Source organism: Nonomuraea sp. NPDC050783, assembly GCF_040802095.1.
Taxonomy (GTDB): domain Bacteria; phylum Actinomycetota; class Actinomycetes; order Streptosporangiales; family Streptosporangiaceae; genus Nonomuraea.
Map to the genome: position 1 here is coordinate 272,627 of NZ_JBFAHK010000011.1, position 24,859 is coordinate 297,485.

Here is a 24,859-nt window from a genome sequence, read left to right on the forward strand (position 1 = left end):
CTTTCCTCATCGCAGCAGGTAGGGGATGTTGATGGTGACCGCGTCCACGGGGCACCTGGCCGCGCAGGGGCCGCAGTACCAGCACTCGTCCACGTACATGTAGGCCTTGCCGCTCTCCTCGCTGATCGCCAGCGAGTCGAGCGGGCACGCCTCGACGCAGAGCGTGCAGCCGTCGATGCACAGTGCCTCGTCGATGGTCACGGGCACCTCGACCCGCTGGTTGATCAGGGCCATCGCTCCTCCTCTTCGGTGGCGCGGTCGAGATGCCCGCGCATGGTCAGGCGGTCGCCCCTGAAGCGGATGAACTCCAGGTCGACCGGGCGGCCGTCGGCCAGGTGGGTGAGCCGCTCGACCATGAGCAGCGCGGCGCCGCGCGGCGCCTCCAGCACGGTGGCCGTGTGCGGGTCGGCGTTGACCGCCTCCAGCGTGAGCTCCGCCGTGCCGAGCGGCTGGCCGGCGATCGCCTCCAGCAGCACGAAGATGTCGTTGTGCTCCAGGTCCGCGTCGAACAGCGGCTCGCCGACGTCGCGGACCAGGTAGGTCAGGTCCAGCGAGAGGGGCAGGCCGTTGAGGCGGCGGAGCCGTTCGAGGTAGACGACCGGCTCGCCCGGGGGCAGGCCGAGCCGGGTGCTCACGGCGAGCGGCGGCTCGATCAGCGTCATGGTCCTGACCTGGTTGGTCACCTGGCCGTGCTCGTGCAGCGTCTCGGCGAGGCCGAGCAACCTGTGCAGGCCGTGCGGGTACTTCTCGCCCGCGACCGTGGTGCCCACTCCCGGGCAGCGCTCGACCAGGCCTTCCTCCCGCAGCAGGCGCAGGGCGTCGCGCACCGTGTTGCGCGAGGCGCCGAACTCGCGCGCCAGCGCCGCCTCCGGCGGCAGCCTGCCGTGGGGGAAGATCCCCTGCACGATCTGACGCCTGAGTAGGTCGGCCACCTGCCTGGCCCGGTCGGCCCGGCGCCGCGCGGCCGTCATCTGTCCCATGCCCACCTCCCTGCGCGCACCCAGGTAAACCTAGCAAGCAGGTAGGTAAATGGGGGTAACGGTACGATTGCGCCATCTCGCAGCCCGTACACACCGGCCGCGACCAGCGGCTCACCCCCGGACGGCGCGAGATCCGCCACCCGCCCGGCGGGCCTCGACGGCGGTCACCGCCCGCGCCGGTACCGACCGCGGGATCGAACGCCGCGGGCAGGGCCCGCCGGCGTGCTCAGCCGTCGCCCGCCCGGAGCGTCTCGCCCAGCCGCCGCCGGCGGCGCAACGCCGACTCGACGGGCACCACGACGGCGACCGCCGCCAGGAACACGGCCGCCACCAGGCCGAGCCCCCACCACGGCAGCACCACGGCCGGATCGGCGCCGGTGAGCAGGCGCAGGGCGAGCGAGTCGAACGTCAGGCGGGCGAGCAGCGCCCCGAGCAGCGGGCCGCCCAGGACGGCGAGCACCACCGGCGGCAGCAGCTCTCCCGCGGCGACCCAGCGAGCCTCCCGGGGCCGCAGCCCGAGGGTACGCAGCCGGGTCAGGGTCCGCCACCGCTCCGGCGCGCCGGCCGCCGCGCCGAGGGCGAGCCCCAGCAGGCCCAGGACCGGCAGGGCCACGGCCGCGACCCACACCAGTCGCAGCAGCCCCGAGGCCAGCGGCCCGTCCGCGGTCCCGCTGCCGACCGCGGCGCCGAGGGTGAGCGCGTACGAGGCCAGGGCCACGGAGGTCACCAGCACCAGCAGCGGCAGCACCCGGGCCGAGGCCGCCGCCGCCCTCGCGGCCCCGAACACCGCCAGCGGCCGGCGCGACCGCAGCAGCCGCCCGAGCAGGAGGCGCGTCCCGAGGGGCAGCGCCCGCGCCAGCACGAGCGCGCCCGCGAGCGCGCAGAGGGCGGGCGCGCTCGCGGGCAGCACCCCGCCGCCGATTCCCCGCTGGTACAGAGCGACGACGGCGCCGGACGCGGCCACCAGCACCCCGGCCTCCAGGGCGGCCCGCCGCAGCCGCGCGGTGTCCCGCGTCCACCGCCGCGCGCTCCGGTCGGCCGGGACGCGGCGGTCCCGGGTGGCGCGGGCGGCGGCGAGCGTGCCGAACGCCGGCCCCGCGGCGACGGCGGCGACCAGCACGGGAGCCGCCCCTTCCCAGGAGACCCCCGGCCCGGCGGCCCGGGCCAGGCCGAGCCCGGCCGCCGCGGCCAGCAGCGCCGTCACGGCGGATTCGAGCAGTAGCTCGCCGCCGAGCACCGGCAGCGACATCCCTCTCTGCCGGGCGGCGGCCAGGGCGGGGGCGCGGCGGCGCGCCAGCAGGTCGGCGGCGAGCAGCAGCACCAGGACCGCGACGGCGAGCAGGGTGACGAGCAGGAGGGACGCCTGCGCGGACGCGGCGTCCACCTGGGCGCTCACGTCCCGCAACACCCCGTCGAGCCGGGTCTCCCACTTCAGCGAGCCGTCCCGGGCGCCGGAGGAGCCGGAGGCCGCCTTGAGCGCGACCACCTTCGCGGTGACCGGCGGGACCACGGCCCAGGTGAGCCGGGCCGGGTCGGGCGTGAACCAGACGGTACGCCGCAACTCGTCCTGGCCGAAGGCGAGCCGGGCGTCGGGCAGCGAGTCACGTGACAGCAGCCCGGCGAGCCGGGTGATCCCCGTGCCGTCCGCGCCGGTGACGGGGCTCAGCAGCGAGGGAAGGGATCGCCAGGCGGGATCGGCGCCGTCCCGGGGCCGGAAGACGCCGCTGACCCGGACCTCCTTGGCGTTCCCCCGGTCGTCGATCAGCGGGATGCGGGCGCCGGGACGCAGCCGCAGAGCGGCGGCGTCCGCCTCCGACAGGCCCACCTGCACCGGCCAGGGCGGCGCGCCGAAGGGCACCTCCGCCGTCGCGGCGGCGGTGGGCCGGGGCGGGCCGCCCGCGACCCAGGTCACCTCGGGCCCGCCGTCGCGGGCCACGTAGGCGAGCTGGAACGTCCGCAACACGCTGCCGTCGGTGATCTTGAGGGTGGGGCTGACGACGGTGGCGACGGGCGGGCGCAGGACGGCACGCAGGCCGGGGCCGAGCTCGTCGGCCGCCCTGGCCCGGAAGTCGTCCACGTCCTCGGCGAGGCGGGGGTGCCGGACCCGGCTGCCGTCCGGCCCGTCGTCGGCCTCCATGCGGGCGTGGACCCGCAGGTCGCCGTCGGTCCGGCGGACCGCGTCCCGTACGGCGGCGTCGGCGGTGGCCGACAACACCGGCGGCATCGCGCCGGCGAGCAGCGTGACGACCGCCACCACGACGGCGGCCAGGAGCAACGGCCCGGCGTCCGCGCGGGCGCGGCCGGCGACGCTGGGCCAGTGCGGTGCCGGGATCCTCACGACGTCACCCGCAGGTACGCGGCATCGGCCCGCCGGGCCTGGACGGCGACCACCGCGCTCACCGCCAGCGCGCACCCGGCCGGCAGCCCGGCGAGCAGGGCGGCCTCGGCGGCCCACGGCCAGACGGGCAGCACCTCGGGAACGGGCGCGGCGCCGGTGTCGGAGCGGACGAGCAGCGGCGCGACGACGCGGGTGGCCAGCGCGCCGACGGCCGCGCCCGCCGCGAGCAGCGGCAGCAGGATGCCGACGTGCTGGCCGAGCAGCACGGTACGGATCTCGCGCCGGGTCATCCCCAGACCCCGCAGGCGCGCCACCTCGACCGCGCGGGCCCGCAGGTCGAACGTCACGTGCAGGACGATCCCGGCGATCATCAGCAGCACCGCGGCCGGTACGAGCAGCCGCAGCACGGCCGGCAGCCCGGCCCGCAGCGGTCCGCCGGCGAGCCGGGCGGCCTCGGACGCGCGCGTGGTGACGCCCCCGAGGCGGAGATCGGCCACGCCGCCTCCGGCGGGACGGCCGACCCACCACGCGTCCACGGGCACGTCGAAGTCGCCGCTGACGGCGAGGGCGCGGGAGAGGGCGTCGAAGTCGGCCAGGATGGCCGCGGCGCCCGGGGCGGACGGCACGGCCGGCAGCACCTCGGCCACGCTGACCCGTACGGGGGTGAGGCCGACGGTGAGGTCGAGCCGGGAGCCGCGCCGGACGCCCACCTCGTCGGCGAAGCGGGCGGAGACGGCGACGGGCACCGGCCCCGGAGCCGGGAAAGCGGTGGCGACCAGGTTCCTGGCGGCTTCCGGCGGGCCCCTCAGCGCGACGGTCGTGGTCATCCTCAGCTCGGTGCCCGCGGAGGTGCCGGTCAGGGTGACGGCCGGATCGCCGAGCTGCCCGGGGGCGGGCCCGGCCGAGGTGGCGGTCCAGGGCGAGGCCCCGGAGCCCGCTCCCGCCACGGTGAGCGTCACGGCGACGCGGCTGTCCCCCGCCGGGGGTTCCACCAGGGCGTCGGAGTAACCGGTGCCCGCGTCCCCCGTCGTGATCGGAAGGGACACCGCGACCAGCCGGAGCCCTCCGGCCGCCGCGCAGTCCGGCAGCGGATGCGCCTCGCCGTCGAGCGGGACGGGCTCGCCGGTGCAGGCGGTACGCAGCCCCGTCGCGTCCTGGAGCAGCAGCCGGGGCGTCACGGCGAGCGGCACCGTGCCGGTCGCCCTCCCGGCCAGGGAGAGCGCGGCTCCGGCCGGGACGGGAACGCCGGCGACGCGCGCCCGCGGCGCCAGGGCGGCGCCCACGTCGCTCCAGGTGCGGCCGTCGTCCAGCCGCCCGCGCAGCAGCGCCTCGGCGCGGGTGGTGTCCACGGCGATCAGCCGCGGCGGGTCACCGGCGCCGCCGAGCCACTGCCCGACCGCGATGCCGCGGTCGGTGACCGGGCTCACCTCTCCCCCGCCGGCCGCGCCGACCACCGGGCCCTGCCCGGCGGCGGGCGGGGCGGTGAGGGCGAGCGCGAGATCGGTGCCGACGGACAGATCGGCCTGGTCCTGCTGGGAGCGTCGCCACGTGGCGTCGAGCCCGATCCCGTACGTGGCCGCCGCGCAGCCCAGCCCGACCAGCAGCCCCGCCGCGACCGCCTGCGGCCGGCGGGCGGCTTCGAACGCGGCCAGCGGGACCATCAGCCCGCGGGCCCGGCCGGCCAGCCGCTCCACGGCGCGCAGCGCGGGCCACACCAGGCGCAACGCCACCGCGGATCCGGCGATGAGCAGCAGCGCGGGAGCGAGCACCCGTACGGCGTCGAGGGGAGACCCCGAACCGGCCGGCTGGTCGCGCAACTGCCACCAGCCGGCGGCGGCGAGCGCCACGAGCAGCAGGTCGGCGCCGGACCGGGCGAGCAGCTCCCGCCGCCCGCGCACCCCTCGGGAGGAGGGCCGCCGCAGCGAGGGCACGACGAGCACCGCCGCCAGCGCGAGCGCGCCGCCGGCGACGGACAGCACCTGTGCGGCGTTCACCCCGGGCGGCGCCGCGAGCCCGGCCCCGGCCATGAGCGGCAGCCGGGTCAGCCCGGCGTGCAGGGCGGACGAGGCCGGGACCGCGACCGCGGTGGCGAGCACGGCGAGCGCGCCGGCCTCGGCGAGCGCGGCGGCGGCGAGTTGGCCGCGGCCGACGCCCAGCGCGGACAGCAGCGCGGTCTCGTCCTCGCGCACGCCCGCGCTGAGCCGGCCGGCGAGGGCGAGCGCGGTCGCGGTCAGGAGGAGGCCGATGGCGGCGACGGCGAGCACGGCGGCCGTGGTGACCCGCTGCTGGTCGTGGGCGGCCAGCAGGGTCGCGGGCAGCAGGGAGGCGACGCGCTGGATCCGTACCCGGTCGCCGAGCGTGCGCCCCAGCCGGCGGTCGGCGCCGAGCACGGCCCGGGTGACGGTGTCGAGGTCGCGGGCAGCGGGGGCGGACAGGTCGGGGTGGGCGCTGACCTCCAGCCGGTCGAGGGTGGAGCCGCCGCCGAGCAGGTCGTCGAGATCGACGATGAACGGCCCGTACGCGTGGACCGGCTGCGCGGATCGGCCGTCGCGGTAGGCCGGGTCGTACCCGGTGGCGGCGAGGGGGTCGCGGTCCCAGCCGGTGCCGGGCAGCGGGCGGACGATCCCGACCACGCTCACCTCGGTCCCCTGGTCGGGATCGTCGGCCAGCTCCGTGCCGAGGCGGACCCGGCTGCCGGGGGCCAGGCGGAGCCGCCGCGCGGTGCTCTCCAGGACGACGGCCTCGGCCGGCGCGGCACCCGCCCGCGGCAGGCGTCCGGCGGCCAGCCGGGTACGGGCCGGCAGGTCCTCGATCCCCGACAGGTACGCCACGGCCGGGGCGCCGGCGCCGGGGAGCGGCCGCATCACGGACGACGCGCGCGCGGCCGTCGTCGCCGCGAACGGGGCGAGGGCCGAGGTCAGCACGTCGCGGGTGTCGTCGGCGACGGATCGCGCGTGCTCGCCGCGGACGGTGACGGTGTAGGCGGTGACGTCGATCCGGTCGGGGGCGGCGCGGGAGGCGGCGGTCTCCAGCGCCTGCTCGGCGGTACGGGTGAGCAGGAGGGCGCAGGCACCCAGCAGCGTGGGGCCGACGACGGCGACGGCCAGGAGCGCTGCCAGCAACGGCCACTGCGCACGGGCTCGCCGGGCGACCAGCCTCAGCACGGACAGCCCTCACCGGTCACGAGTCGCCCGGCCGTTCGAGCGCCCGTCGGGCCGCGTGCCGGGAGGCTCGTCGAGCTGCCCGTCGTTGATGCGGATCACCCGGTCCGCCAGCGCGAGCATCGTCGGGTCGTGCGTGGACACCAGCGCCGTCACCCCTTCGGACTCCACCACCCCGCGCAGCAGCGCCATCACCGACAGGCCGGTCTCGGCGTCCAGCTGCCCGGTCGGCTCGTCCGCGATCAGCAGCCGGGGCGAGGCGGCCAGCGCCCGGGCGATCGCCACCCGCTGCTGCTGCCCGCCGGACAGCTCGCCGGGAAGCTGCTCGGCGTGGGCGGCCAGCCCGACCAGCTCCAGCAGCAGCGCGACCCGCCGCTCGCGCTCGGCCGGCGGTACGCGGGCCAGCCGCAGCGGGGCGCCCACGTTCTCCGCGGCCGACAGCACCGGGATCAGGCCGAAGGTCTGGAAGACGTAGGAGACCTTCTCCCGCCGCAGCAGGGACAGGCTGTCCTCGTCGAGGGCGGTGACGTCCGTCCCGTCGACGAGGACGGTGCCGGAGTCCGGGCGGTCCAGGCCGCCGATGATGTTGAGCAGCGTGGTCTTGCCGGAGCCGGACCGCCCGACGAGGGCGGTCATGGTGCCCGCCGCCAGCTCGAACGTCACGTCCCGCAGCGCGTGCACGGCGGTCGCCCCGCTGCCGTAGCGGCGGTGAACGCCACGCACGCTGACCAGGGGCTCGCCGTTCATCCGGCCCCGCCGCCGCCGTCGGGACGGATCGCGACGTGATCGGCCTCCAGCACCAGCCGGACCCGCCGCGTCAGCGCCAGCGCCTCCCGGTAGTCGCGCGGGACCTGGACCCGCCCCGCCCGGTCCATCACCGCGTACTCCTCGGCGATCACCTGCGGGGCGCCGTCGTCCCCGGTCGCGGTGCGCCGCACCACCTCGCTGCTCGTACGCCCGTCGCGGATCGCCACCGTCCGCTCCACCTGCCCGCTGACCGCGGGATCGTGGGTCACGACGACGACCGTGACGCCCAGCCGCCGGTTGACCTCCCGTAACAGCCCGAACACCACGGCCGAGGTGCTGCTGTCCAGCTCCCCGGTCGGCTCGTCGGCCAGCAGCACCCTGGGCTCGTTGGCCAGGGCCACCGCGATGGCCACCCGCATCTGCTGCCCGCCGGACAGCTGCGCGGGCCGCCGCTCGGCGCAATCGGCGACGCCGAGCAGGCCCAGCAGCTCGGCGGCGCGCCTGCGGCGTACCCGGCCGGGAGTGCGGGCCGCCGTCATCGGCAGGTCGACCATCTGCCGCGCGGTCAGGTAGGGGATGAGGTTGGCGGCCGTCTGCTGGCGTACGAACCCCACGGTGTGCCGCCGGTACCGGACCCGGTCGGCCCGCGACATGTCCAGCAGGTTCCACCGGTCGACCCGCACTCGCCCGGCGGTGGGAGCGTCCACCCCGGCCAGGATGGACAACAACGTGGACTTCCCCGACCCGGACGCGCCGACGACGGCCACCATCTCGCCGCTGTCCACGACCAGGTCCAGCCCCTGCAACGCCTGCACCTCGACCGATCCGGACTGGTAGATGCGCACCAGGCTCTCGCACACGATCAGCGCGTCCCGCCCGAACTCCGGTGCCTTCGGGGGAGGCTGCGGCAGGGACAAGGGCGTGCTGGACATCCCCCTCCTCGGCCCCGGCACCACTCCGGTTCAGCGCCAGACTCTATCGTCCTCGCGAACCGTCCCCCAAGCCCCGTCCCACACCGTGAGAGGGCATGGACGACGGCCGCGAAGCCCATGGGAATTGCCTACGGGAGCCGCTGGTGTTTCGTCTTTGCCGCCCTTTCTTTTCCCCGGCGTACCGTGATCCGGGCGAACGAGCGGACAAGAGAAAGGAATGGCGACAGGACCACGGCCGAAAGCGCGGCCGAGCCGCGAGAGCTCGAAGGAAAGCAGGCGTTGGTCACCGGCGGCTCCCGGGGCATCGGGGCGGCCGTCGTGCGCCGGCTCCCGGACGCGGGCCGGGACGGAGGCGCCGGCCGCGGCCGTGCGGGAGACGCTCGGCGGGGTGGACATCCTGGTCCACAACGCGGGCGGTACGGCTGAACGCGCTGCTGGCGCCGGGGATGCGGGAGCGGGGTCGGGGGCGATCGTGCGCATCTCCACTCCCCACGGCCGCGCTCCTCCCGCCGGTGCCGGCGTTCGCGGACTACCAGGCGGCGAAGGCGGGGCTGGAGAGCTACAGCCGGGCCCTGGCCGCGGAGCCGGCCCCGTACGGGGTCCGGGTCAACGCCCTGGGCCCCGGCAGGACGGCCACGCCCGGCGGCGAGGAGACGCGGAGGCGGTGGGCGAGCGGCGACGCGGACCCGGGCGCGACCGCCGTGCCCCCGCTCGGGCGCGACGGCCGGCCCGACGACATCACCGACGCGGCGCTGTTCCTCGTGTCCGACCGGGCGAGCTGGCTCACCGGGACCTATTTCTCCGTGGACGGCGGCGAATATCCCAGGAATTGACGCCGGCGGAAATACGGCGGCGCGCTTCCCCGCCGGCCGGCGAAGAAATGGCGGCGTCAAGGAATACCGCGGCAAGAATGTCCATGCGGTGGCGGGGCCACCCGGCTCCGACCGGCGCCCACCGGGGCCGCCCTGGCCGTCCGGCAGCGGCACCCCGGCCTGCCTGTGCTGGTCCTGTCGCAGTACGTCGAGCGGGTCTACGCCCGCGAGCTGCTCGCCGACGGCTCCGGCGCGGTGGGCTACCTGCTCAAGGACCGGGTCAGCCGGGGCAACGCCCTCGGCTCCCTCACCAACCGCGAACGCGAGGTGCTGTCCCTGATGGCCCGCGGGCTCAGCAACGCCGAGCTCGGCCTGCCGCCCTCCGACGGCGGCCACCGCAGGGTGCTGGCCGTGCTCGCCTTCTGGACCACCAGTAACCCCGTCCGGCAGCGGCGGGGAGAGCTCCGGCGGCGGACCCGGTCAACCGGGGGACGCCTCCCCCTGCCACTTCCAAGCTATAGCGCCCCCCGGGGCTTGCGGCAAGGCCCGGGTCGTGCTCCAGACTCCTCGATCGGAAGTCGTACGACGGATGGGCGGTACATGTTCGACGTGATCATCGCCGGTGGCGGGCCCACCGGCCTGATGCTGGCGGCCGAGCTGCGGCTGCACGGCGCGCGGGTGCTCGTGCTGGAGAAGGAGACCGAGCCGGTCCCGTACGCCAAGGCCCAGGGCCTGCACGTCCGCAGCATCGAGGTGATGGACCAGCGCGGCCTGCTGGAGCGCTTCCTCGCGCACGGCCGGCGGCACCCGCTGCGCGTCTCCCTCGCCGGGGCCGACCGGCCCGCGCCCGCCGGGCTGGACACCGCGCACGGCTACCTCCTCGCCATCCCGCAGGCCGTCACCGAGCGCCTGCTGGCCGAGCACGCCGCCGGGCTGGGCGCCGAGATCCGGCGCGGCCGCGAGCTGACCGGCCTCAGCCAGGACGAGAACGGCGTGACCGCCGAACTGGACGACGGCACGCGGCTGCGCTCCCGCTACCTCGCGGGCTGCGACGGCGGCCGCAGCACGGTGCGCAAGCTGCTCGGCGTCGGCTTCCCCGGCGAGCCGAGCAGGTCGGACACGCTGCTCGGCGAGATGGAGGCGGACGAGGATCCCGGGACGATCGCCGCCGCCGTCGCGCGGATCCGCGAGAGGCAGCCGCGCTTCGGCCTGCTGCCGCTGGGCGGCGGGATGTACCGGGTGGTCGTGCCCGCCGCGAGCGTGGCCGAGGACCGCGCAGTGCCGCCGACGCTGGAGGAGTTCCGGCAGATGCTCAGGGCGGTCGCGGGCACGGACTTCGGCGTGCGGGCGCCGCGCTGGCTGTCCCGCTTCGGCGACGCCACGCGCCTGGCCGAGCGCTACCGCGACGGCCGGGTGCTGCTGGCCGGCGACGCGGCCCACGTCCACCCGCCGGCCGGCGGGCAGGGGCTCAACCTCGGCATCCAGGACGCGTTCAACCTCGGCTGGAAACTGGCCGCCGAGGTCGCGGGCTGGGCGCCGGACGGGCTGCTGGACACCTACGAGGCCGAACGCCGGCCGGTGGCCCACGCCGTGCTGGACGACACGCGCGTGCGCATGCACCTGATGTCCGCCGAGCCGGGGCCCCGGGCGGTGGGGCGGCTGCTGGCGCGGCTCATGGAGTTCGACGAGGTGAGCACGTACCTCATCGAGCAGGTCACCGCCATCGGCGTCCGCTACGACCTCGGCGGCGGCTCCGAGCTGGTGGGGCGGCGGCTGAGGGACGTCGGGCTGGAGCGCGGCCGCCTCTACGAGCTGACGCGCTCCGGCCGCGGCCTGCTGCTCGACGGGACCGGGCGGCTCTCGGCCGAGGGCTGGGCGGATCGCGTGGACCACGTCACCGGCACCGGCGCCGAGCTGGACGTGCCCGCCGTGCTGCTCCGCCCCGACGGCCACGTGGCCTGGGCCGGCGAGGACCAGGCGGAGCTGACCGGCGTGCTGCCGCGCTGGTTCGGCACCCCCACCGGCTGACCGGGATCACCGTCCCGGACCGCCGCCCGTCCCGGGCCATCGCCCGTCCCGGGCCATCGCCCATCCCGGACCACCGCCCATCCCGGACCACCGCCCGTCCCGGGCCGCCGGGGAGCCCGGCGGTCCTGCCCGTGCGCCGCTCCCGCGGGCACGGCCTCCTGGCGCGGGTGATCACCTCATCGACGCCTGGACGGCCGACGTGACGTCGGCGATCGTCGGGTTGCCGAGAACGGTCTGCACGGTGATGGTGACCGGCCAGGTCTGGGCGATCCGGGCGGCGATGCGCATCGACTCCAGCGACCTCATCCCGTAGTGGCCGAGGTCTTCGAGGCGGCCTATCCCCCGCACGTGGAGGACGTCCTCCACCAGCTGCGCCACCTGCCGCTCCAGCGGCGTCCCCGGCATCTCGACCTCGCCGTTCGCGCGCTCGGCCGCCGCGCCGTACGCCTCCAGAGCGCGCGAGTCGCGTTTCGCGTTGTGCGTCAGCGGCATGGCGTCGATGTGCACGTAGCGGTCGGGGACCATGTAGGGGGCCAGCCGGTCCAGGAGGAACGCGCGCAGGTCCCCGGCCTCCGGGCGGTGATCGCCCTCGCCGACGACGTACGCGGTCAGCGACCTCCGGTGCCCCGGGTTCTCGCTCACCAGCACGGCGACGTCGCTCACTCCCGGATGCCTCCGGAGCGCCGCCTCGACCTCCCCCAGCTCGATCCGGTAACCGCGGACTTTCACCTGCCCGTCGTCACGGCCGAGGAATTCGAGCCTGCCGTCGGGGAGCCAGCGGGCGCGGTCGCCCGTCCAGTAGAGGCGGCTCTCGGGGCCGGCCGCCAGGCGATGCGCGCGGAAACGGGTCCGGGTCAGGTCGGGCAGGTTGCGATAGCCGCGCGCCAGGGCGGTCCCGCCGATGCACAGCTCTCCCGGGACGCCGACCGGCGACGGCTGGTCCATGTCGTCCAGCACGTACAGGTCGGCGGCGCCGACCCTGCGCCCGATGGGTACGGGCCTGGTGGCGCCCACCGGTTCGATCGTGGCCCACACGCTGGCCTCGGTGGGACCGTAGACGTTCCAGAGGGGCCGCACCCCGGCCCGCGCGAGCTCGTCGGCCAGGTCGTCGGGCAGGCTCTCCCCGCCGGTGAGCCCCGCCAGGGAGCCGGACGCGCTCCAGCCCGCCTCCATGAGCAACCGCCAGCCGCTGGGGGTCGCCTGGAAGTGGCTCGCCCCGGCGCGGGTCAGCTCCTCACCCAGCCGGACGCCGTCGGTGACGACGTCATCGGCGAGCACGGTGAGCCGCCCGCCGAAGAGAAGGGGCATGAACAGGTCGACGACGCACAGGTCGCTGGCGTAGCTGGCCCCCGCCGCCCACAGGGTGCCGGTGCCGAGGCCGATCCGCTCCCCCAGGTCCTGGAGCAGGGCGATCGCCCCCCGGTGCATCACCTCCACGCCCTTGGGCCGCCCGGTGGAGCCCGAGGTGTAGATGATGTAGGCCAGGTCGGTGCTCCGCACGGGGACGGCGGGCGGCTCCGTCCCGCGAGTGGAGATGACCTCCTTGTCGCGGTCCACGTAGACGACGGCCACATCGGCGATGTCGGTGAAGCGCCCCCAGTGAGCGCTGTCGCTGACGACGAGCTTGATGCCGGAGTCGGCGACCATCATCCGCAGGCGCTGGTCGGGGAAACCCGCGTCGAACGGCACGAAGGCCGCTCCGCACTTCATGATCGCCAGCAGGATGACGGGCAGCTCCCGGGAACGCCTCACCAGGACACCGACCGAGTCGCCGTGGCGCGCGCCCAGCTCGATGAGATGGTGGGCGAGCTGGTTGGACCGCCTTTCGAGCTCCTCGCGGCTGATCCGCCCGCCCCCGTCCAGCACCGCGGCGCGCTCGGGGGACCCGGCGAGGCCGAGGCGGACCGCTTCGTGGATGGTGGGCGCGGGCAGGACCGGCTCCGGCCCTCGCCCCCACCCGAGGATCTCCTCGCGCTCGGCCTCGGGGAGGATGTCGATCGAGCCGATCGGCCGGGACGGATCCACCGCCATCTGCTCGATCATGGTGCCCAGATGGGCCAGCAGCCGCCGTGTCGTCGTGGCGGCGAACATGCCCGGGCGGTGGACCAGGCGCAGCCGGAACTCCGCGCCGTCGCGCGCGACGAGGGTGAGCGGGAAGTGCGGACGGGTTTCGTACCGGACGTCGATGACCCCGAGACCCGCCGCCAGGTCGGCGGCCCGCAGCTCCTCGAAGACCACGGCGCTCTGGATGAGCTCGTTGCGGCCGATGCCGGGGCAGAGCCGCTGGATCTCCGGCAGCGGCAGGCCGGCATGGCGCCACGACTCCTGCCGGGCCGCCTCGTAGGCGCGCAGCCATCCGTCCACCGGGTCGTCCTGGCTGATCCGCTGCCGTACCGGAAGGGTGAGCGTCATCGGCCCGGGCGCGGCCCTCGCGTAGGCGTCCCCCAGCGGGCGGTGCACGTCCGAGCTGCCGACGACCACGTCGCGGCTGCCGGTGTACCTGCCCAGCAGCAGATGCCAGGCGCCCTGCAGGACCGTGGCGCGGGTGACGCCGCAGGCGGCCGCGATCCGGTCGAGCCGCGCGAGGAGGTCCGCCGCCGGGATCTCCAGCACGCCGGGGCCTGCCCCGGGAGCGGCCGGCTCCGGCCGGGCGATCGCGCCGAGGCCGGGCGGTTCGTGGCCGGCGAGCAGCTCCCGCCAGAAGGTCACGTCCTCGGGGCCGCCGCCGCCCTGGTCCTGCCACCAGTCCACGTACTCGCGGTAGCTCCTGGCCGCCGGGCGGGGCACGGCCCCGCCCGCGTACTCGCGTGCCACCTCGCCCAGGATGTGCTTGAGCGAGCGCAGGTCCATGACCAGGTTCGAGTACTGCACGAGCATCATCCTGGCGCCGTCCGCGGAGCGCGCGAGGGTCACCCGGACGAGTGGCGCCTCGGTGAGCTCGAAGCCCCTGTCGCGCTCGCCGGCCAGCCACCCGTCCACGTCCTCGACGGGGCCGTCCAGCACGTCCACCGGTGGCGCGGCGCCCGGCCGGGGCCGTTGCCGCGCGACGGCGTCGCTCGTCCAGTCGAAGGACATCCTGAGGATCTCGTGCCGCTCGGCGGCCGCCCGCCACGCCCGGCGGAGCCTGTCCGGGTCGAGGGGGTCGCGCAGCGTCAGCAGGAGCTGGTCCAGGTAGGTGCCGTTCCGCTGGATGGCGTGGAAGAGGGTGCCGTGCTGGATCGGCGACAGGGCGAGCGGTTCGTCGCTGGTCATCATTCTCCATCTCCTTGATTGCGCTTAATACGTGAAGACGACGCCGTATCTGGTCCTCTCGGAGCCGCCGATGACCTCCCTTCCGCCGGCGTCGTCGAGCGCGCGGGCGAAAGCCCCGGCAAAGCCGGTGCCCGAGACGAAGACCCCCCAGTTGACATCCCATGCGACGGGCGCTCCCGTGCCGGGATCGAGCACGATCTCCTTCTCCCCCGCCACCCGCTCCTGCACGACGTAGCCGTTCAGCTTCGGCGAGCCCAGCAGCGACCGCCACTCCTCGGGGCTGGTCAGGGCGCCCGGGAGCACGCCCACGCTGTTGTTGCCGAAGGCCGGTTTGAGGACCAGCTCCTCCCTGCGCGCCAGGCACTCGTCGACGAGCGCGCGCCGGTGCGCCGCGCGGACGATGGTGAAGTCCTCGCCCAGCAGCCTCGTCGGGGGGACGAGGCGGTCGACCAGCGAGCGCTCCTCGGCGGTCAGGGCGGAGCGCACGATGTCGTGGTGCAGCAGCCCCATGACGGCCTTGTTGCTGATGAGCTCCGAATCCAGGGACGTGAACAGGGCCGTCCGGCCGTATCGGTGAGCTTGCGCGAGGCCGTCGATGAGGGCGGGCCCGTCCGGCTCGTGCAGCAGGTGATCGGCGAAGAAGAAGCGCAGGACGACGTCCAGCGGCTGCGAGCCGCGCAACGTCACCTTGCCGTTGACGATGGAGAGCTGGTCGAGCTCGCCCCATTCCACGCGCAGCCCGTGGCCCCGCAGGGAGCCGACGACCTGCCCGCAGGTTCCGCCGCTGCCCGTCTCCTCGATGAGCCCCACGACGGGGTCGTCGGTCCCGACCACCGAGGAGGAGAGGGCGCGCAGGGCACCGGCCAGGGTCCCGGCCGTGTCCTGGTAACGGAGCCCGTGCTCGCCGGCGAAGCGGCCGAACGCGTCCTGCCCCAGGAGCAGCCGGTTGACGTGGGCCGACTCCACGCCGCCGATGTCGCTGCCGACGTTGAACTCGATGACCCGGAAGGACCCGTCCTGGGCGATCGCGTCGGCGCGGCCGTAGGGCTCGATCCCGCCCACGCTCCCCCGGCGGATGATCTCCGCACGGCGTGAAGGCTGCCCCTGGGCGGCGAGGAAGGACGCCGCGCCCCCGAAACACCGCTCCGGCAGCGTGCCGAGCAGCTTGAAGAGGCCGGTCAGGTCGTCGCCGAGCCGGTCCAGGGCGCCGTGGGGCCGGAAGAGCGGGCGGCCGAGCGGCCTGCGGACGAAGACCGACTCCCCCTCAAGGGCGCCGGCGGCCCGGAGCAGCTCCGGTGATCGGCGGCACCGCTCCAGGTACGCGGCCGTCACCTCGTCCCCGGTCACCGGGTGGCCGGGCGCGTGGGTCACGTCGCCTCCTTCAGCAGGGCGGCCACGAGCTCGCGATCGGCGAACAGCTCCGCCGTGGAAGCACCGATCACCACGTGACCGGCGACGCAGGACGGCGGGCACGCATGGTCCCCGGACGTGATGTGCACCTCCCCGGCGCCGGTGGGAGGCGCGCTCTCGTCACCGGCGGCGGCCAGGTAGCTCACCCAGTCCGCCTGCGCGGCGGCCAGTTCCCCGGCCATCCGCAGCACCTCGGGCGCCGCCTGCCCACCGGCCGCCAGGTGGGCGCGGAGCAGCGCGTCGGCGGCGCCGTCGATCGCCGTCCTGGTCAGCGGTGACGCCACGGGTCCGTCGTGCCCGGCCGCGCTCAGGAACGACCGCAGCGTTTCGACGGCCAGGCCCATGCTGCTCTCCTCGGGGTTGATCGCGTACAGGCGTGGCTCGCCCCGTCCCGCGCCGCCCAGGAGCCGGGCGAGCTCCCGGGCGATGGGCGCCGCGGCGCAGTAGGTCACGATCGCGGTCACGCGGCTCCCGGCCGGCTCGGCGGATCGCAGCAGGGCACGCGCGTAGGCGCCGGCCGTCAGCTCCCGCGGCCTGGCGGTGTCGAGCAGGTGGATCACGTCCGCGCCGGTCGCTTCGAGCCCCAGCCGGCGCACCCGGTGCCGCGACTGCGGTCCCGGGAAGTCCAGCGTCATCACGCACGGCGGGCCTGGGTCCTGTGAGGGCATGTCGGGCGGCTCCTTCGGGTCGGGGGTTTCAGGAGGTCGGGGTCTCGGCCGTCAGCCTCGGCGTGTTCATCGCCCACCTCGATACCGGGACGCTCAGCGCGGCGGCCGCCAGGAAGAGGGCCGCCACGGCCAGCCAGCCGCCGGGCAGCAGGACGACGGCGACCACGCCGGCCGGGCCGGCGATCCAGGTGGCCTTCGGGCCGAGGTCGTAGACGGCCAGGTACTCGGCGCGCATGCTCTCCGGGGCCAGCCCGTAACTCTGGCCCCACCCCGCCGCGGAGGCGCGCAGCTCGCCGAGGGTGAGCATCACCAGCCCGGCCAGCAGGATCCCGACGGTCCAGGGACCGGAGCCGGCGCCGGCCGCCCAGAAGGCCAGGCACGCGGCGGCGAGCCAGCACCCGGCGTGCCGCTGCGCCCGCGCGGCACCGATCACCTCCTCGGCTCCCCTGCTGACGCGTACCTGGAGGAGCACCGTCATCGCCATGTTGGCGACGAGCGTGACGGCGATGAGGACCTGCGGCGCGTCCGTTCGCTGCACCATCCAGAGCGGCAGGACGACGAACAGGATCGGCTCGTTGAGCGAGAGGATCCCGTTGACGAACGCCAGCGCGAGGAAGGGGAGGTCGCGGATCGCCAGAGGCCGGCGTGCCCGCGAGGGCCCCGCTGCCGGAGGTCTCTCCGCCGTTCCGCCGAACAGCGCCAGGAGCAGCACTTCCACCGCCAGTATCCCGGCGTTGAGGTACATGACCGCCACGTACGCGGCGGGCGTGTCCGCGGCCAGCGCCAGGCCGGCGATGCCCGTTCCGGCGGCGAGCCCGACGTTCTGCAGGGTCCGCAGGAACGCCGACACCCCCACCCGCCGGTCGCCGGCGACGATGTCACCGACGTACCTGGCCCGCCCGACGACGCTCAGGGTTCCCGCGCCCCCCAGGAAGGCCATGGCGGCCAGGAAGGCGGTCATGCCGCTCACCTGCGGGAGGGCGGCGAAGAGCAGGGCCTGGGCGAGGGAGCCGGCCAGCCACGCCCGCAGCCCGCCCACGCGGTCCGTCACCCGGCCGAGCGGGACGCCGGCCAGCAGGCCGACCGCGGCCCGCAGGGACAGACCCAGGCCCACCTCGGTCGCCGACAGCCCGACGTGGCGGGTGAAGAAGACGGTGCTGATCGCCAGGTACGCCCCCGACCCGATCGCGTACGTCAGCGCCCGCACGGTGAGCAGCCACGGGCTGCCTCCCGGGGGGATCACGAATCCCACGACGGCGCGAATGATTCTCACAGGCTCCCCTTGCTCCTGGGCCGCTGTCCCTCATTCCGGCGTGAACGTGAAGCTCGGCACGCTCGGGTCCATGCGGGCCAGCAGAGACCGTCCCGCCCGGCGCACCTGCACCACGGGCCCGTCACCGCCGTGGGAGAAGGCGCAGAGCGTGTCGGGGCGTGGCCTCGTCAGCAGGCCGCCGAACCGTCCGTAACGGAGGGCGAGGTGGTCGTCGTCCGTGCGTGCCACGGTCATCGTCCCGAAGCCGGGATGGGCGTACGCGCCGGCCAGATCGCCCTCCGCGGCCGCGTGCACGGGCCGGACCGCCGGTGCGGCGCCGGCTCGCGGGGCCGGTGGCGGGGCCGGCTCCCCGGCAGGCATCGAGGTCGTGCCGCACAGCCAGTCGATGACCCGGAACACCACGGCGCAGGGGAAACAACATTCGGGGTGCGTCGGGGAGTGGCGGCAATCGGTGTTGCACAGCAGCGACACCCCGACGCCCAGCGTCGGGAGCAGCGCCGTCATGCCGCGGGTGTCGCCGACGTTGCCCGCGTGGACGAGCAGCTCGTGCCCCTGGAGCAGGCCGGTCACCCATCCCAGTCCGTAGCCCGTCACCGTGGCGCTCGCCGGGTAGCCGACGTCGGGCACGCGGATCCGGCTGCGGCGCAGCTCGGCGAGGGCGTCCTCGCCGAGCAGGGGCGCCGATCCGCCTGTTCCGAACAGGTGCAGCCGCATGACGGCGACCATCTCCAGGCTGTCGCACGTCAGGCCCGCGATGGGCTGGGCGAGCGGGGGGATCCGCTCGTTCTCCCCGGCGACGAAGGCGCCCCGTTCCTCGTCCCACAGGTGTGGCGCGGCCACGGCGCCGCCGGCGGCGCCGAGCGGGTGTCCCTTGACGCCGATCGCCCGCAGCAGTGCCTGGTACTGCTCCTCCCAGGGGACGCCCGTGAGGCTCTCCAGGACACCGCAGGCGGCGATGTACATGATGTTGCTGTACAGGTAGGCGGTGCCGGGCTCGCGCGCGCCGGCCAGATGCGCGAGGCGGTCCAGCAGCGCCGCCCTGGTGTCGTCCGGTCCGTAGTGCAGGAGGAGGTCGTACGACGGCATTCCCGACGAGTGCGACAACATGTGGGCCAGGGAGACGTCTCGATGGCCGGCCGGCAGGAACGAGCCCGCCGGCGAGGACCAGCCGGTGACCTGCTCGGCCACCCGCTGGGCGGCCACGGCGGCGATCAGCGCCTTCGACAGCGACCCGAGGGGCACCCGGGTCGAAACGGTCATCGGCAGGCTCCGCCCGGTGTCGCGCATCCCCCAGGCGTAGGTCGCCGAACCGGCGCCGCGCGTGACGGCCAGGCTGAATCCGGGGACCCGCCAGGCGGTCGCGAGCCGGTGCAGGAGGTCGAGCCGCTCTCCCACCAGGGCGTCGATTCCGGGGTCGTTCATGCGCCGTGCGCGTGGTCGGAGTCGTCCCCCGCCGGGGCGGGCCGCAGGGCCCGCTCGCACTCCTCCCGCAGCGTGCCGAGCCGTGGGTCGGCCATGAAGGAGCGCAGGGCGATGCGCGCGCCGAGGCGGGCCTCCAGGCCCGCCAGCAGCCTGGCTGCTTGTAAGGAGTTGCCGCCGGCCAGGAAGAAGTCCGCGTCGGCCGTCGGCTCCTCGTCAGGTGCTGTGGGCCCTGAGGAGGTGGACAGGGCCGCGGCCCACTCCTCGGCGACCACCCGGTCGAGGGAGGTCTCTGCGGTTCTGTCTGTCATCTCGTCCTCATCTGTAGGGCTCATCTGCAGGGCTCATCTGCAGGGCTCACCTGTAGGGCTCACCTGCCGGGGTCGCGGCCGCCAGCAGCTCCGCCGCCACCGTGTCCGCTCCCCGGTTGACCGCGGGAAGGCTGCTGGCGTAGTAGATGTCGCCGGCGGCCAGCTCGCCGACGGCGAAGACGTCGAGGGGCCGGGCGTCGCCGGCGGGGCGGAGCCGGGCCGTGGCGGGATCGGTCCTGAGCCCGCCGTACGCGTTCCACGACGCCAGCCCGTTCCGGTCGAGCGCGGCGACCAGCCGGCCCTGCCGCCCCCGCGAGCGGGCGGGGGCGGCACGGGTGGCGTCGACGGCCACGCGCGCCGTCACGACCCGGTCTCCCGCCAGGGCGGTGAAGCGGCTGCGGCCTGCGCGGACCTCCCGCACGCCCGGGATCACGGCGAGCCGGCCCGACTCCATGGCGGACAGCAGCGTCCGGGCGGTCCGGGGCGGCATCGGACACTGCAGGCTCCGCAGCCGTGGCTTGTAGTCGTTCAGCATCAGGGCGACGTCCTCGTCCCGGAGGGCGGCGCGGATCATCCGGCCCAGAGGTGCCGGGATGCTCAGGAAAAGGGACTGCACGGCGTTCGCCTCGGGGTACGTCAGCTGGTGACGCAGGTACGCGGCCGCGGGCCGGTCGCGCCGGTACCAGTCGGTCTGGGCCCGCGCGTCGAACCCGGCGGCCGTCAGCTCCTCGTGCAGGAGGTCCCGGATCGCCTGGCGCGTGAGCCGGCCGTCGCGGTCCTTGCGCTTCTCGACGCGCTCCGGGTCGAGGCCGAAGGGCCGGTCCCTCGCCGGTGCCAGCACCTCGGGCAGGACGCCCCTCCGCGACACCATGGTGACGGGCGCGCGGTGCCCTGCCGCGAGGAGCGCCACCACGGTGTCCACCGCGGTGAGCCCGGTGCCGATGACCAGCACGGGATCGTCCGGGGCGACCTCCGCCAGCCGGTGCTTGAGGGGATACGGGTCGGCGACGAACCCCGGCGACCCGGCCAGCCGGTACGGATCCGCCGGCCCTCCCGGGCCCACGCCGAGCACCACGTGCGAGTAGGTCCGCGTGGCCCGGTCCGACGTCACGGCGTAGTCACCGTCGCGGGTCCTGGCCACGTCCAGCACGGTCTCCGGGTGGACGGTGACGCGCCATCCGCGTTCGCGGGCCGCCTCCCGGCAGGCCGCGAAATGCTCGCGGAGGTACAGCCCGAAGACCCGGCGGGGGGCGAAGTCGTCCCCCCGCGGCTCCGGGCCGCCGGGGCGGGCCCGCAGCCAGGCCAGGAAGTGGTCGCGCTGATGGTCGCGGATGGACATCAGCCCGTTCGGCAGGTTGATCAGGGCGCAGTCCAGGTCGTCCGCGAACGCGCCGCCGTGACCGAGGTGGGCGGGCTCGTAGACGCGGATGTCAAGGGCGGCGTCGCCGTCCCCGGCCTGGGCGAGCAGGCTGTCCAGCAGGCTGACCGCTGTCGCGCCGCCGCCGATCATCGCGATGCGCATGGCTTCCCTCCGTCCTGCTACGCGGCCGTGAAGCGGCCGACGGCACCGGAGCGCAGGGAGGCGACGTCCGCGTCGCAGAAGGCGTCCACGTACGGCCGGTACTCAAGGATGTGCGTGCCGGCGAGCCGGTCCTGGTGGTCGAGGAGGAAATGGAGTTCGTCGCGGTCCGCCGACCAGGCGCGGCCGTTGAAGATCTCGACGCCGACGAAGCGGGTCTTGTACAGGTCGCCGGCGGTGTAGCAGGAACCGAGGTAGCAATATCGGAGCCCGCGGCTCTGGAACTCCCGCAACGCGCTGCTCATCATGTAGTTGCCGATGCTCCGGTCCCGGTACCGCGCGTCGTAGACGGGGATGCCGTACTGGGCCAGGCCGTGCCCGACGAAGACGGGGACGAGCCCGGCGGGCGAGCCGTCACGCGTGTCGGTGAAGGTCAGCACGTGCGTGGCGAAGGGCGAATCCAGCATTTCCCCGAACCGTTTTCTGCGGTAGTCCGCGTTGACCTTCTGCCGGTCGAAGTATTCGTCGGCCAGGCTCCTCCATGCGGGCGACCACCGGAAATCCCGGCGATCCAGCAGTTCGCCGTCGATGCCGGCACAACGGCGCTCGACATAGCGGACGCGGCCGGTGGCCGTATATTTCTCCAGATCGACGCGGACACTTCTCGTCAGATAGAACCTCGACAGGTCGAGCGCGCCCGGCAGGAAACCACTCTCATAGGCGACACCGGCCTGCTCGCCGTCCTCCAGAAACGCCCAGACCTGGTACGGGAAGACGTACGCGGCATAGTTCGGAGCACATTCGGAGAAAATGATCTTCATAAGTCCTCCTCGTCGCCTGAAGGGCGGCCGCTCGGCGCGCCCTAGCAGTCTGCCTCCTGGATCAGGGAGGAAACAGGACATCGGCGGACATTAACCGGTCATTTACTGCCAACTTTCCCGCCCGTCGAGCCACATGTCCGGCGAATGTCCGGCGAATGTCCGATCATTGTCCTGGCGGCCGTTGACGTAGCACGGTAAACCGTTACTTCCGGCCCTGTCGAGGTTGGCGGTAATCGCGCGGACATTGGCAGCAATCGCACCAAAAACGGTGCCGCACTCCGTCAGGCTACGAAGAGCGCGGACATCCTCTCCTCGACGAGGCTTTCGGGCGCCGACGAGACCGCCATCTCCGAGCGCCTTCACCCCGGCGCTCCGGGACGCATCGGCTTTCGGCGGCCATTCGCGCGCGCCTGCCCGGCGCGTATGGCGAAGCCCGGCACATCCAGACGGCCGCTACCGCTCCGCATTCCCACTCCGGAGGCTCCGAGTGCTCCACGACGCACCCGAATGTCATGCCATTCCCGAAGAAGCACCGCACCGCGACACCGGAGGACTGGCCGAACTGATCGAGGCCGATCCCATGTTGCGGCTCTACTGCGTGCCGGGAGACGCGCGACCCGGTCGTGCGGAAAGCGCCTGGCACGTGTCACACGTGTCGCCGCCGGGGGACGGCTCTCTGGCCCCCTTCCTCACCCACCTCGTCCATCCGCCGGTACGCGTGTTCCGCGTCATGCTGGACCGGTACGGCCTGTGCCCGCGGCTGGGCCACGAGATCGCCGCCGACGGCCGCGCCACCGGGCGCGTGGTCCTCGCCGGCGCCGAGAGCGCCTCCGCCGAGCGGGCCCGGCGGGCGTTCGGGCGGCTCCGGTCCGACCTGCACCGCATGACCGAACGGTTCGCCGTACGGCAGGGGCTCGACGCCGGCGACGCCCGCGCCGCCGTGGACGGGACGATCGCGCGGGACCTGCGGTTCCTGCGCCCCCGTACCGTCGCCCTGCTGCGGCACGACCTCGCCCACGGCGTCACCCGGGAGCAGGACGACGTCCTGCGCGAGGTGCTCGACCGGGTCGGCAGGCAGGCCCGTGCCCGCCACGCGGATCCCCGCGTACGGCAGCCGGCGGTCGTCCTGGACGTCGACCTGTGCGCGCTGGACCCGCGCGAACGCGCGCTGAAGGCCCTGCGCGCCCTCGCCGCTCCACGGCCTGGAGCGCCCGGGGGCATCGGGGAGTTCGCCGAGCCGGAACGCCTCCGGATCCTGCCCACCGACCAGGGGCCGAGCTGGGCCTCCTTCCTGGCCCGGCACGATCTCGAAGCACGCTATCCCCGGGTGGCCTGGCACCGGCTGTTCGAGGAGTTCCGCACGCACCTGTACCGTCCGTGGGAGGGCCTGCGCCAGGACACCCCGGTTCCCGGGTTGTCGCGGTTCGTGACCCGCGTCAACGAGCTGGGCGGACGCGTGGTGTTCAACACCGGGCGGCGTGACCGCGTCCGCACGCAGACGGAGTACGCGCTGGCGCGAGCCGGCGTCCACCGTCCGCACCTCCTCATGCTCCCCGACGACCGGGTACGCCCGGTACACGAGCTGAAGGCGGAGAACCTGCGCACCCTGCGGCGGCTCGACGTCGTCGCGATCTTCGACGACCTGCTGCTGAACCGGCGGGCCATGGCCAAGGACTTCCCGTCGGCCCTCGTCGTCGCCGTGAGGCTGCCGGGCTTCGCCCCCGAGGCCGAGACGCCTGGCGACGGCGCCCCGGTCGTCCACGGTTTCGAGCTCACCCCCGACACCGGGCTGACCGCGCCGCCGCGCAGGCCGCCGAGGCTGTCGCACGCCCGTTCCCTCCTCAAGCTGCCCCTGGCCGACATGACCGTGCACGAGCCCGCCCGCCATCACGCCGTCCACCTGACCACGCGCGAGTCCCTGGAGGTGGTGGACCGGCTGGTCGCCGCCGCCGACGCGGCCGCGGCCCGCACCAGCGAGACGGCGTTACGGCGCTTCCCCGCCGCGACCGGCACCGCGACCGGCGCCGCCGCGACCGAGACGGCCGTCAGCCGCATCCACCACGTCCTGACCCGCAAGCAGTTCCGCAAGGGCCCGTCGGAGTACTTCTCCCTGCGCACGGCCGGCCCGCTGCTGCGGGACTTCGTCGAACGGGGCGCGCCCGTGCGGGTGGTCACCCTGGGCTTCCCGCTCAAGTTGCACTACAACGGCCTCAAGACCTCGGGACGCCTGCCGGATCTCAGCGAGCTGGGCGCGCTGGTCAGGCTCAGGGAGCTGGCACGGGCCGTCGAAGGCGTCCACCCGCCGGGCGCCGACATCATCGTGCTCACCGACGGTGACCACTTCCGCCCCCGGCCCGAGGCGCTGCTGCGCGGCTATCACGACAAGCTCGACGAGTACCTCGGCCTGATCGGGGGCCGCGACCTGATCCGGATCGCGAACCTCAGCGAGGTGGCTCGGGAGCACCTGGGCCCGGGCCCGCTGCGGCGGCACGCGCACCTCGTCGAGCGGTACGCGCGGTCGCTCGCGGCCGAACTGGCCGCACTCGACGTCACCACGGCACCGCTCGAAGCGCTCGCGCGAGCCGACGCGGCCTGCCGCGGCCTGCTGCGCGGACGCGCTGACGGCAACGCCACGATCCGGTTCGCGCCGCTGTTCCGCTCGCTGCTCTCCAGCGTCGGGCTCCCGCCGGCGCCCCCGGGCCTCCCCCCACGTTCCTGGGCCGCCCGCCTGTACGCCGACGTCTTCGACGTCACCGATCCCGAGGCCGGTCCGGAGGTGCGGCGGGGCCGGCGGGCCCTGCTGGCCACCACCTGGAGCGTGACCATCCGCTACCTGGCGGTGACCCAGGCCGACAGCGAGGTCGGCTGCGACGAGGCGCTGTTCTTCCCCGGCCGCGTCCGGCTGACCCCCAATCCCCGGCCGGGCAACCTGGGCTTCGCCTGGCTCGGCGGGGCCTGCGTGCTGCCGTGGCACGCCACCGCGGCCGTGGACGCCGACGGGCACCTGTCGACCGACTTCGCGATCGCCCTGTCGGACCAGGGCTTCGTCCCCGTCCACTCGCCGCTGCTCGGCCCCGGGCAGCCGTGGTTCATGGCCCCCGTCACCTCGACCCGGGGCGCCGGACTGGACCCGGCGCTCCTTTCGTCCATCCGGCTGCGACGCCAGTGAGCGGCCACGAGCCGCGGGC

At 74.9% G+C, this 24,859-nt stretch carries 17 protein-coding genes; 3 read left to right on the top strand and 14 right to left on the bottom strand.

Going from position 1 to position 24,859, the window contains the following annotated elements:
• Positions 1-6: 6 nt before the first annotated feature.
• From AB0H75_RS28440 to AB0H75_RS28465, 6 genes are all read right to left on the bottom strand, one after another.
• Positions 7-234 carry a ferredoxin family protein gene (locus AB0H75_RS28440; protein ID WP_367801288.1) on the bottom strand — a complete coding sequence of 76 codons (228 nt, stop codon included), beginning with the start codon at positions 232-234 and terminating at the stop codon, positions 7-9.
• Positions 225-980, bottom strand: coding sequence for a GntR family transcriptional regulator (locus AB0H75_RS28445; RefSeq protein WP_367801289.1), 756 nt, complete (start codon positions 978-980; stop codon positions 225-227). Before AB0H75_RS28445 ends, AB0H75_RS28440 begins: the two co-directional genes overlap by 10 nt.
• A gap of 226 nt (positions 981-1,206) precedes the next feature.
• Complete coding sequence (locus AB0H75_RS28450; protein ID WP_367801291.1) at positions 1,207-3,318, bottom strand: FtsX-like permease family protein; 2,112 nt, start codon at positions 3,316-3,318, stop codon at positions 1,207-1,209.
• Positions 3,315-6,440, bottom strand: a complete 3,126-nt coding sequence (locus tag AB0H75_RS28455; protein ID WP_367801293.1) for an FtsX-like permease family protein — start codon at positions 6,438-6,440, stop codon at positions 3,315-3,317. The genes AB0H75_RS28450 and AB0H75_RS28455 overlap by 4 nt, the downstream gene beginning before the upstream one ends.
• A gap of 51 nt (positions 6,441-6,491) precedes the next feature.
• Positions 6,492-7,226, bottom strand: a complete 735-nt coding sequence (locus tag AB0H75_RS28460) for an ABC transporter ATP-binding protein (protein ID WP_367801295.1) — start codon at positions 7,224-7,226, stop codon at positions 6,492-6,494.
• Positions 7,223-8,158, bottom strand: coding sequence for an ABC transporter ATP-binding protein (locus AB0H75_RS28465; protein WP_367801296.1), 936 nt, complete (start codon positions 8,156-8,158; stop codon positions 7,223-7,225). Before AB0H75_RS28465 ends, AB0H75_RS28460 begins: the two co-directional genes overlap by 4 nt.
• Before the next feature lie 512 nt (positions 8,159-8,670).
• Here AB0H75_RS28465 and AB0H75_RS28470 point away from each other — a divergent pair.
• A complete protein-coding gene (locus tag AB0H75_RS28470; RefSeq protein WP_367801298.1) occupies positions 8,671-8,991 on the top strand; it encodes an SDR family oxidoreductase in 321 nt (106 codons plus the stop codon).
• A gap of 579 nt (positions 8,992-9,570) precedes the next feature.
• A complete protein-coding gene (rox, locus tag AB0H75_RS28475) occupies positions 9,571-10,998 on the top strand; it encodes a rifampin monooxygenase (RefSeq protein WP_367801372.1) in 1,428 nt (475 codons plus the stop codon).
• Positions 10,999-11,169: 171 nt separating this feature from the next.
• On the opposite strand, the gene AB0H75_RS28480 is transcribed toward rox, so the two are convergent.
• The 8 genes from AB0H75_RS28480 to AB0H75_RS28515 are packed head-to-tail and all read right to left on the bottom strand — an operon-like array spanning position 11,170 to position 21,752.
• Positions 11,170-14,253: an amino acid adenylation domain-containing protein gene (locus tag AB0H75_RS28480; RefSeq protein ID WP_367801300.1), complete on the bottom strand. Its 3,084-nt coding sequence runs from the start codon at positions 14,251-14,253 to the stop codon at positions 11,170-11,172.
• Positions 14,254-14,274: 21 nt separating this feature from the next.
• Positions 14,275-15,621, bottom strand: a complete 1,347-nt coding sequence (locus tag AB0H75_RS28485) for a hypothetical protein (RefSeq protein ID WP_367801302.1) — start codon at positions 15,619-15,621, stop codon at positions 14,275-14,277.
• Positions 15,618-16,328, bottom strand: a complete 711-nt coding sequence (locus tag AB0H75_RS28490; protein WP_367801303.1) for a hypothetical protein — start codon at positions 16,326-16,328, stop codon at positions 15,618-15,620. The genes AB0H75_RS28485 and AB0H75_RS28490 overlap by 4 nt, the downstream gene beginning before the upstream one ends.
• 28 nt (positions 16,329-16,356) lie before the next feature.
• Entirely contained in the window at positions 16,357-17,601 is a 1,245-nt protein-coding gene (locus tag AB0H75_RS28495) for an MFS transporter (RefSeq protein WP_367801305.1), read from the bottom strand.
• A 30-nt stretch (positions 17,602-17,631) separates the two neighbouring features.
• Complete coding sequence (locus tag AB0H75_RS28500; protein WP_367801307.1) at positions 17,632-19,023, bottom strand: serine hydrolase domain-containing protein; 1,392 nt, start codon at positions 19,021-19,023, stop codon at positions 17,632-17,634.
• On the bottom strand, positions 19,020-19,331 hold the full coding sequence (locus tag AB0H75_RS28505; RefSeq protein ID WP_367801309.1) for an acyl carrier protein: 312 nt from the start codon (positions 19,329-19,331) through the stop codon (positions 19,020-19,022). Before AB0H75_RS28505 ends, AB0H75_RS28500 begins: the two co-directional genes overlap by 4 nt.
• 46 nt (positions 19,332-19,377) lie before the next feature.
• Positions 19,378-20,853, bottom strand: a complete 1,476-nt coding sequence (locus AB0H75_RS28510) for an FAD/NAD(P)-binding protein (protein WP_367801311.1) — start codon at positions 20,851-20,853, stop codon at positions 19,378-19,380.
• Positions 20,854-20,870: 17 nt separating this feature from the next.
• A complete protein-coding gene (locus AB0H75_RS28515; RefSeq protein ID WP_367801313.1) occupies positions 20,871-21,752 on the bottom strand; it encodes a GNAT family N-acetyltransferase in 882 nt (293 codons plus the stop codon).
• Positions 21,753-22,314: 562 nt separating this feature from the next.
• Between AB0H75_RS28515 and AB0H75_RS28520 the strand changes: the two genes are divergently transcribed.
• Positions 22,315-24,840 (top strand): L-tyrosine/L-tryptophan isonitrile synthase family protein, encoded by a 2,526-nt coding sequence (locus AB0H75_RS28520; RefSeq protein ID WP_367801315.1) that lies wholly within the window; start codon positions 22,315-22,317, stop codon positions 24,838-24,840.
• Positions 24,841-24,859 lie beyond the last annotated feature (19 nt).

What these genes read in the sequence shown, in the direction of transcription:
- AB0H75_RS28440 (WP_367801288.1), bottom strand. Translation starts at nt 234, where the DNA reads ATGGCCCTGATCAACCAGCGGGTCGAGGTGCCCGTGACCATCGACGAG.
- AB0H75_RS28445 (WP_367801289.1), bottom strand. Translation starts at nt 980, where the DNA reads ATGGGACAGATGACGGCCGCGCGGCGCCGGGCCGACCGGGCCAGGCAG.
- AB0H75_RS28460 (WP_367801295.1), bottom strand. Translation starts at nt 7,226, where the DNA reads ATGAACGGCGAGCCCCTGGTCAGCGTGCGTGGCGTTCACCGCCGCTAC.
- AB0H75_RS28465 (WP_367801296.1), bottom strand. Translation starts at nt 8,158, where the DNA reads ATGTCCAGCACGCCCTTGTCCCTGCCGCAGCCTCCCCCGAAGGCACCG.
- rox (WP_367801372.1), top strand. Translation starts at nt 9,571, where the DNA reads ATGTTCGACGTGATCATCGCCGGTGGCGGGCCCACCGGCCTGATGCTG.
- AB0H75_RS28480 (WP_367801300.1), bottom strand. Translation starts at nt 14,253, where the DNA reads ATGATGACCAGCGACGAACCGCTCGCCCTGTCGCCGATCCAGCACGGC.
- AB0H75_RS28490 (WP_367801303.1), bottom strand. Translation starts at nt 16,328, where the DNA reads ATGCCCTCACAGGACCCAGGCCCGCCGTGCGTGATGACGCTGGACTTC.
- AB0H75_RS28500 (WP_367801307.1), bottom strand. Translation starts at nt 19,023, where the DNA reads ATGAACGACCCCGGAATCGACGCCCTGGTGGGAGAGCGGCTCGACCTC.
- AB0H75_RS28505 (WP_367801309.1), bottom strand. Translation starts at nt 19,331, where the DNA reads ATGACAGACAGAACCGCAGAGACCTCCCTCGACCGGGTGGTCGCCGAG.
- AB0H75_RS28510 (WP_367801311.1), bottom strand. Translation starts at nt 20,853, where the DNA reads ATGCGCATCGCGATGATCGGCGGCGGCGCGACAGCGGTCAGCCTGCTG.
- AB0H75_RS28515 (WP_367801313.1), bottom strand. Translation starts at nt 21,752, where the DNA reads ATGTCCTGTTTCCTCCCTGATCCAGGAGGCAGACTGCTAGGGCGCGCC.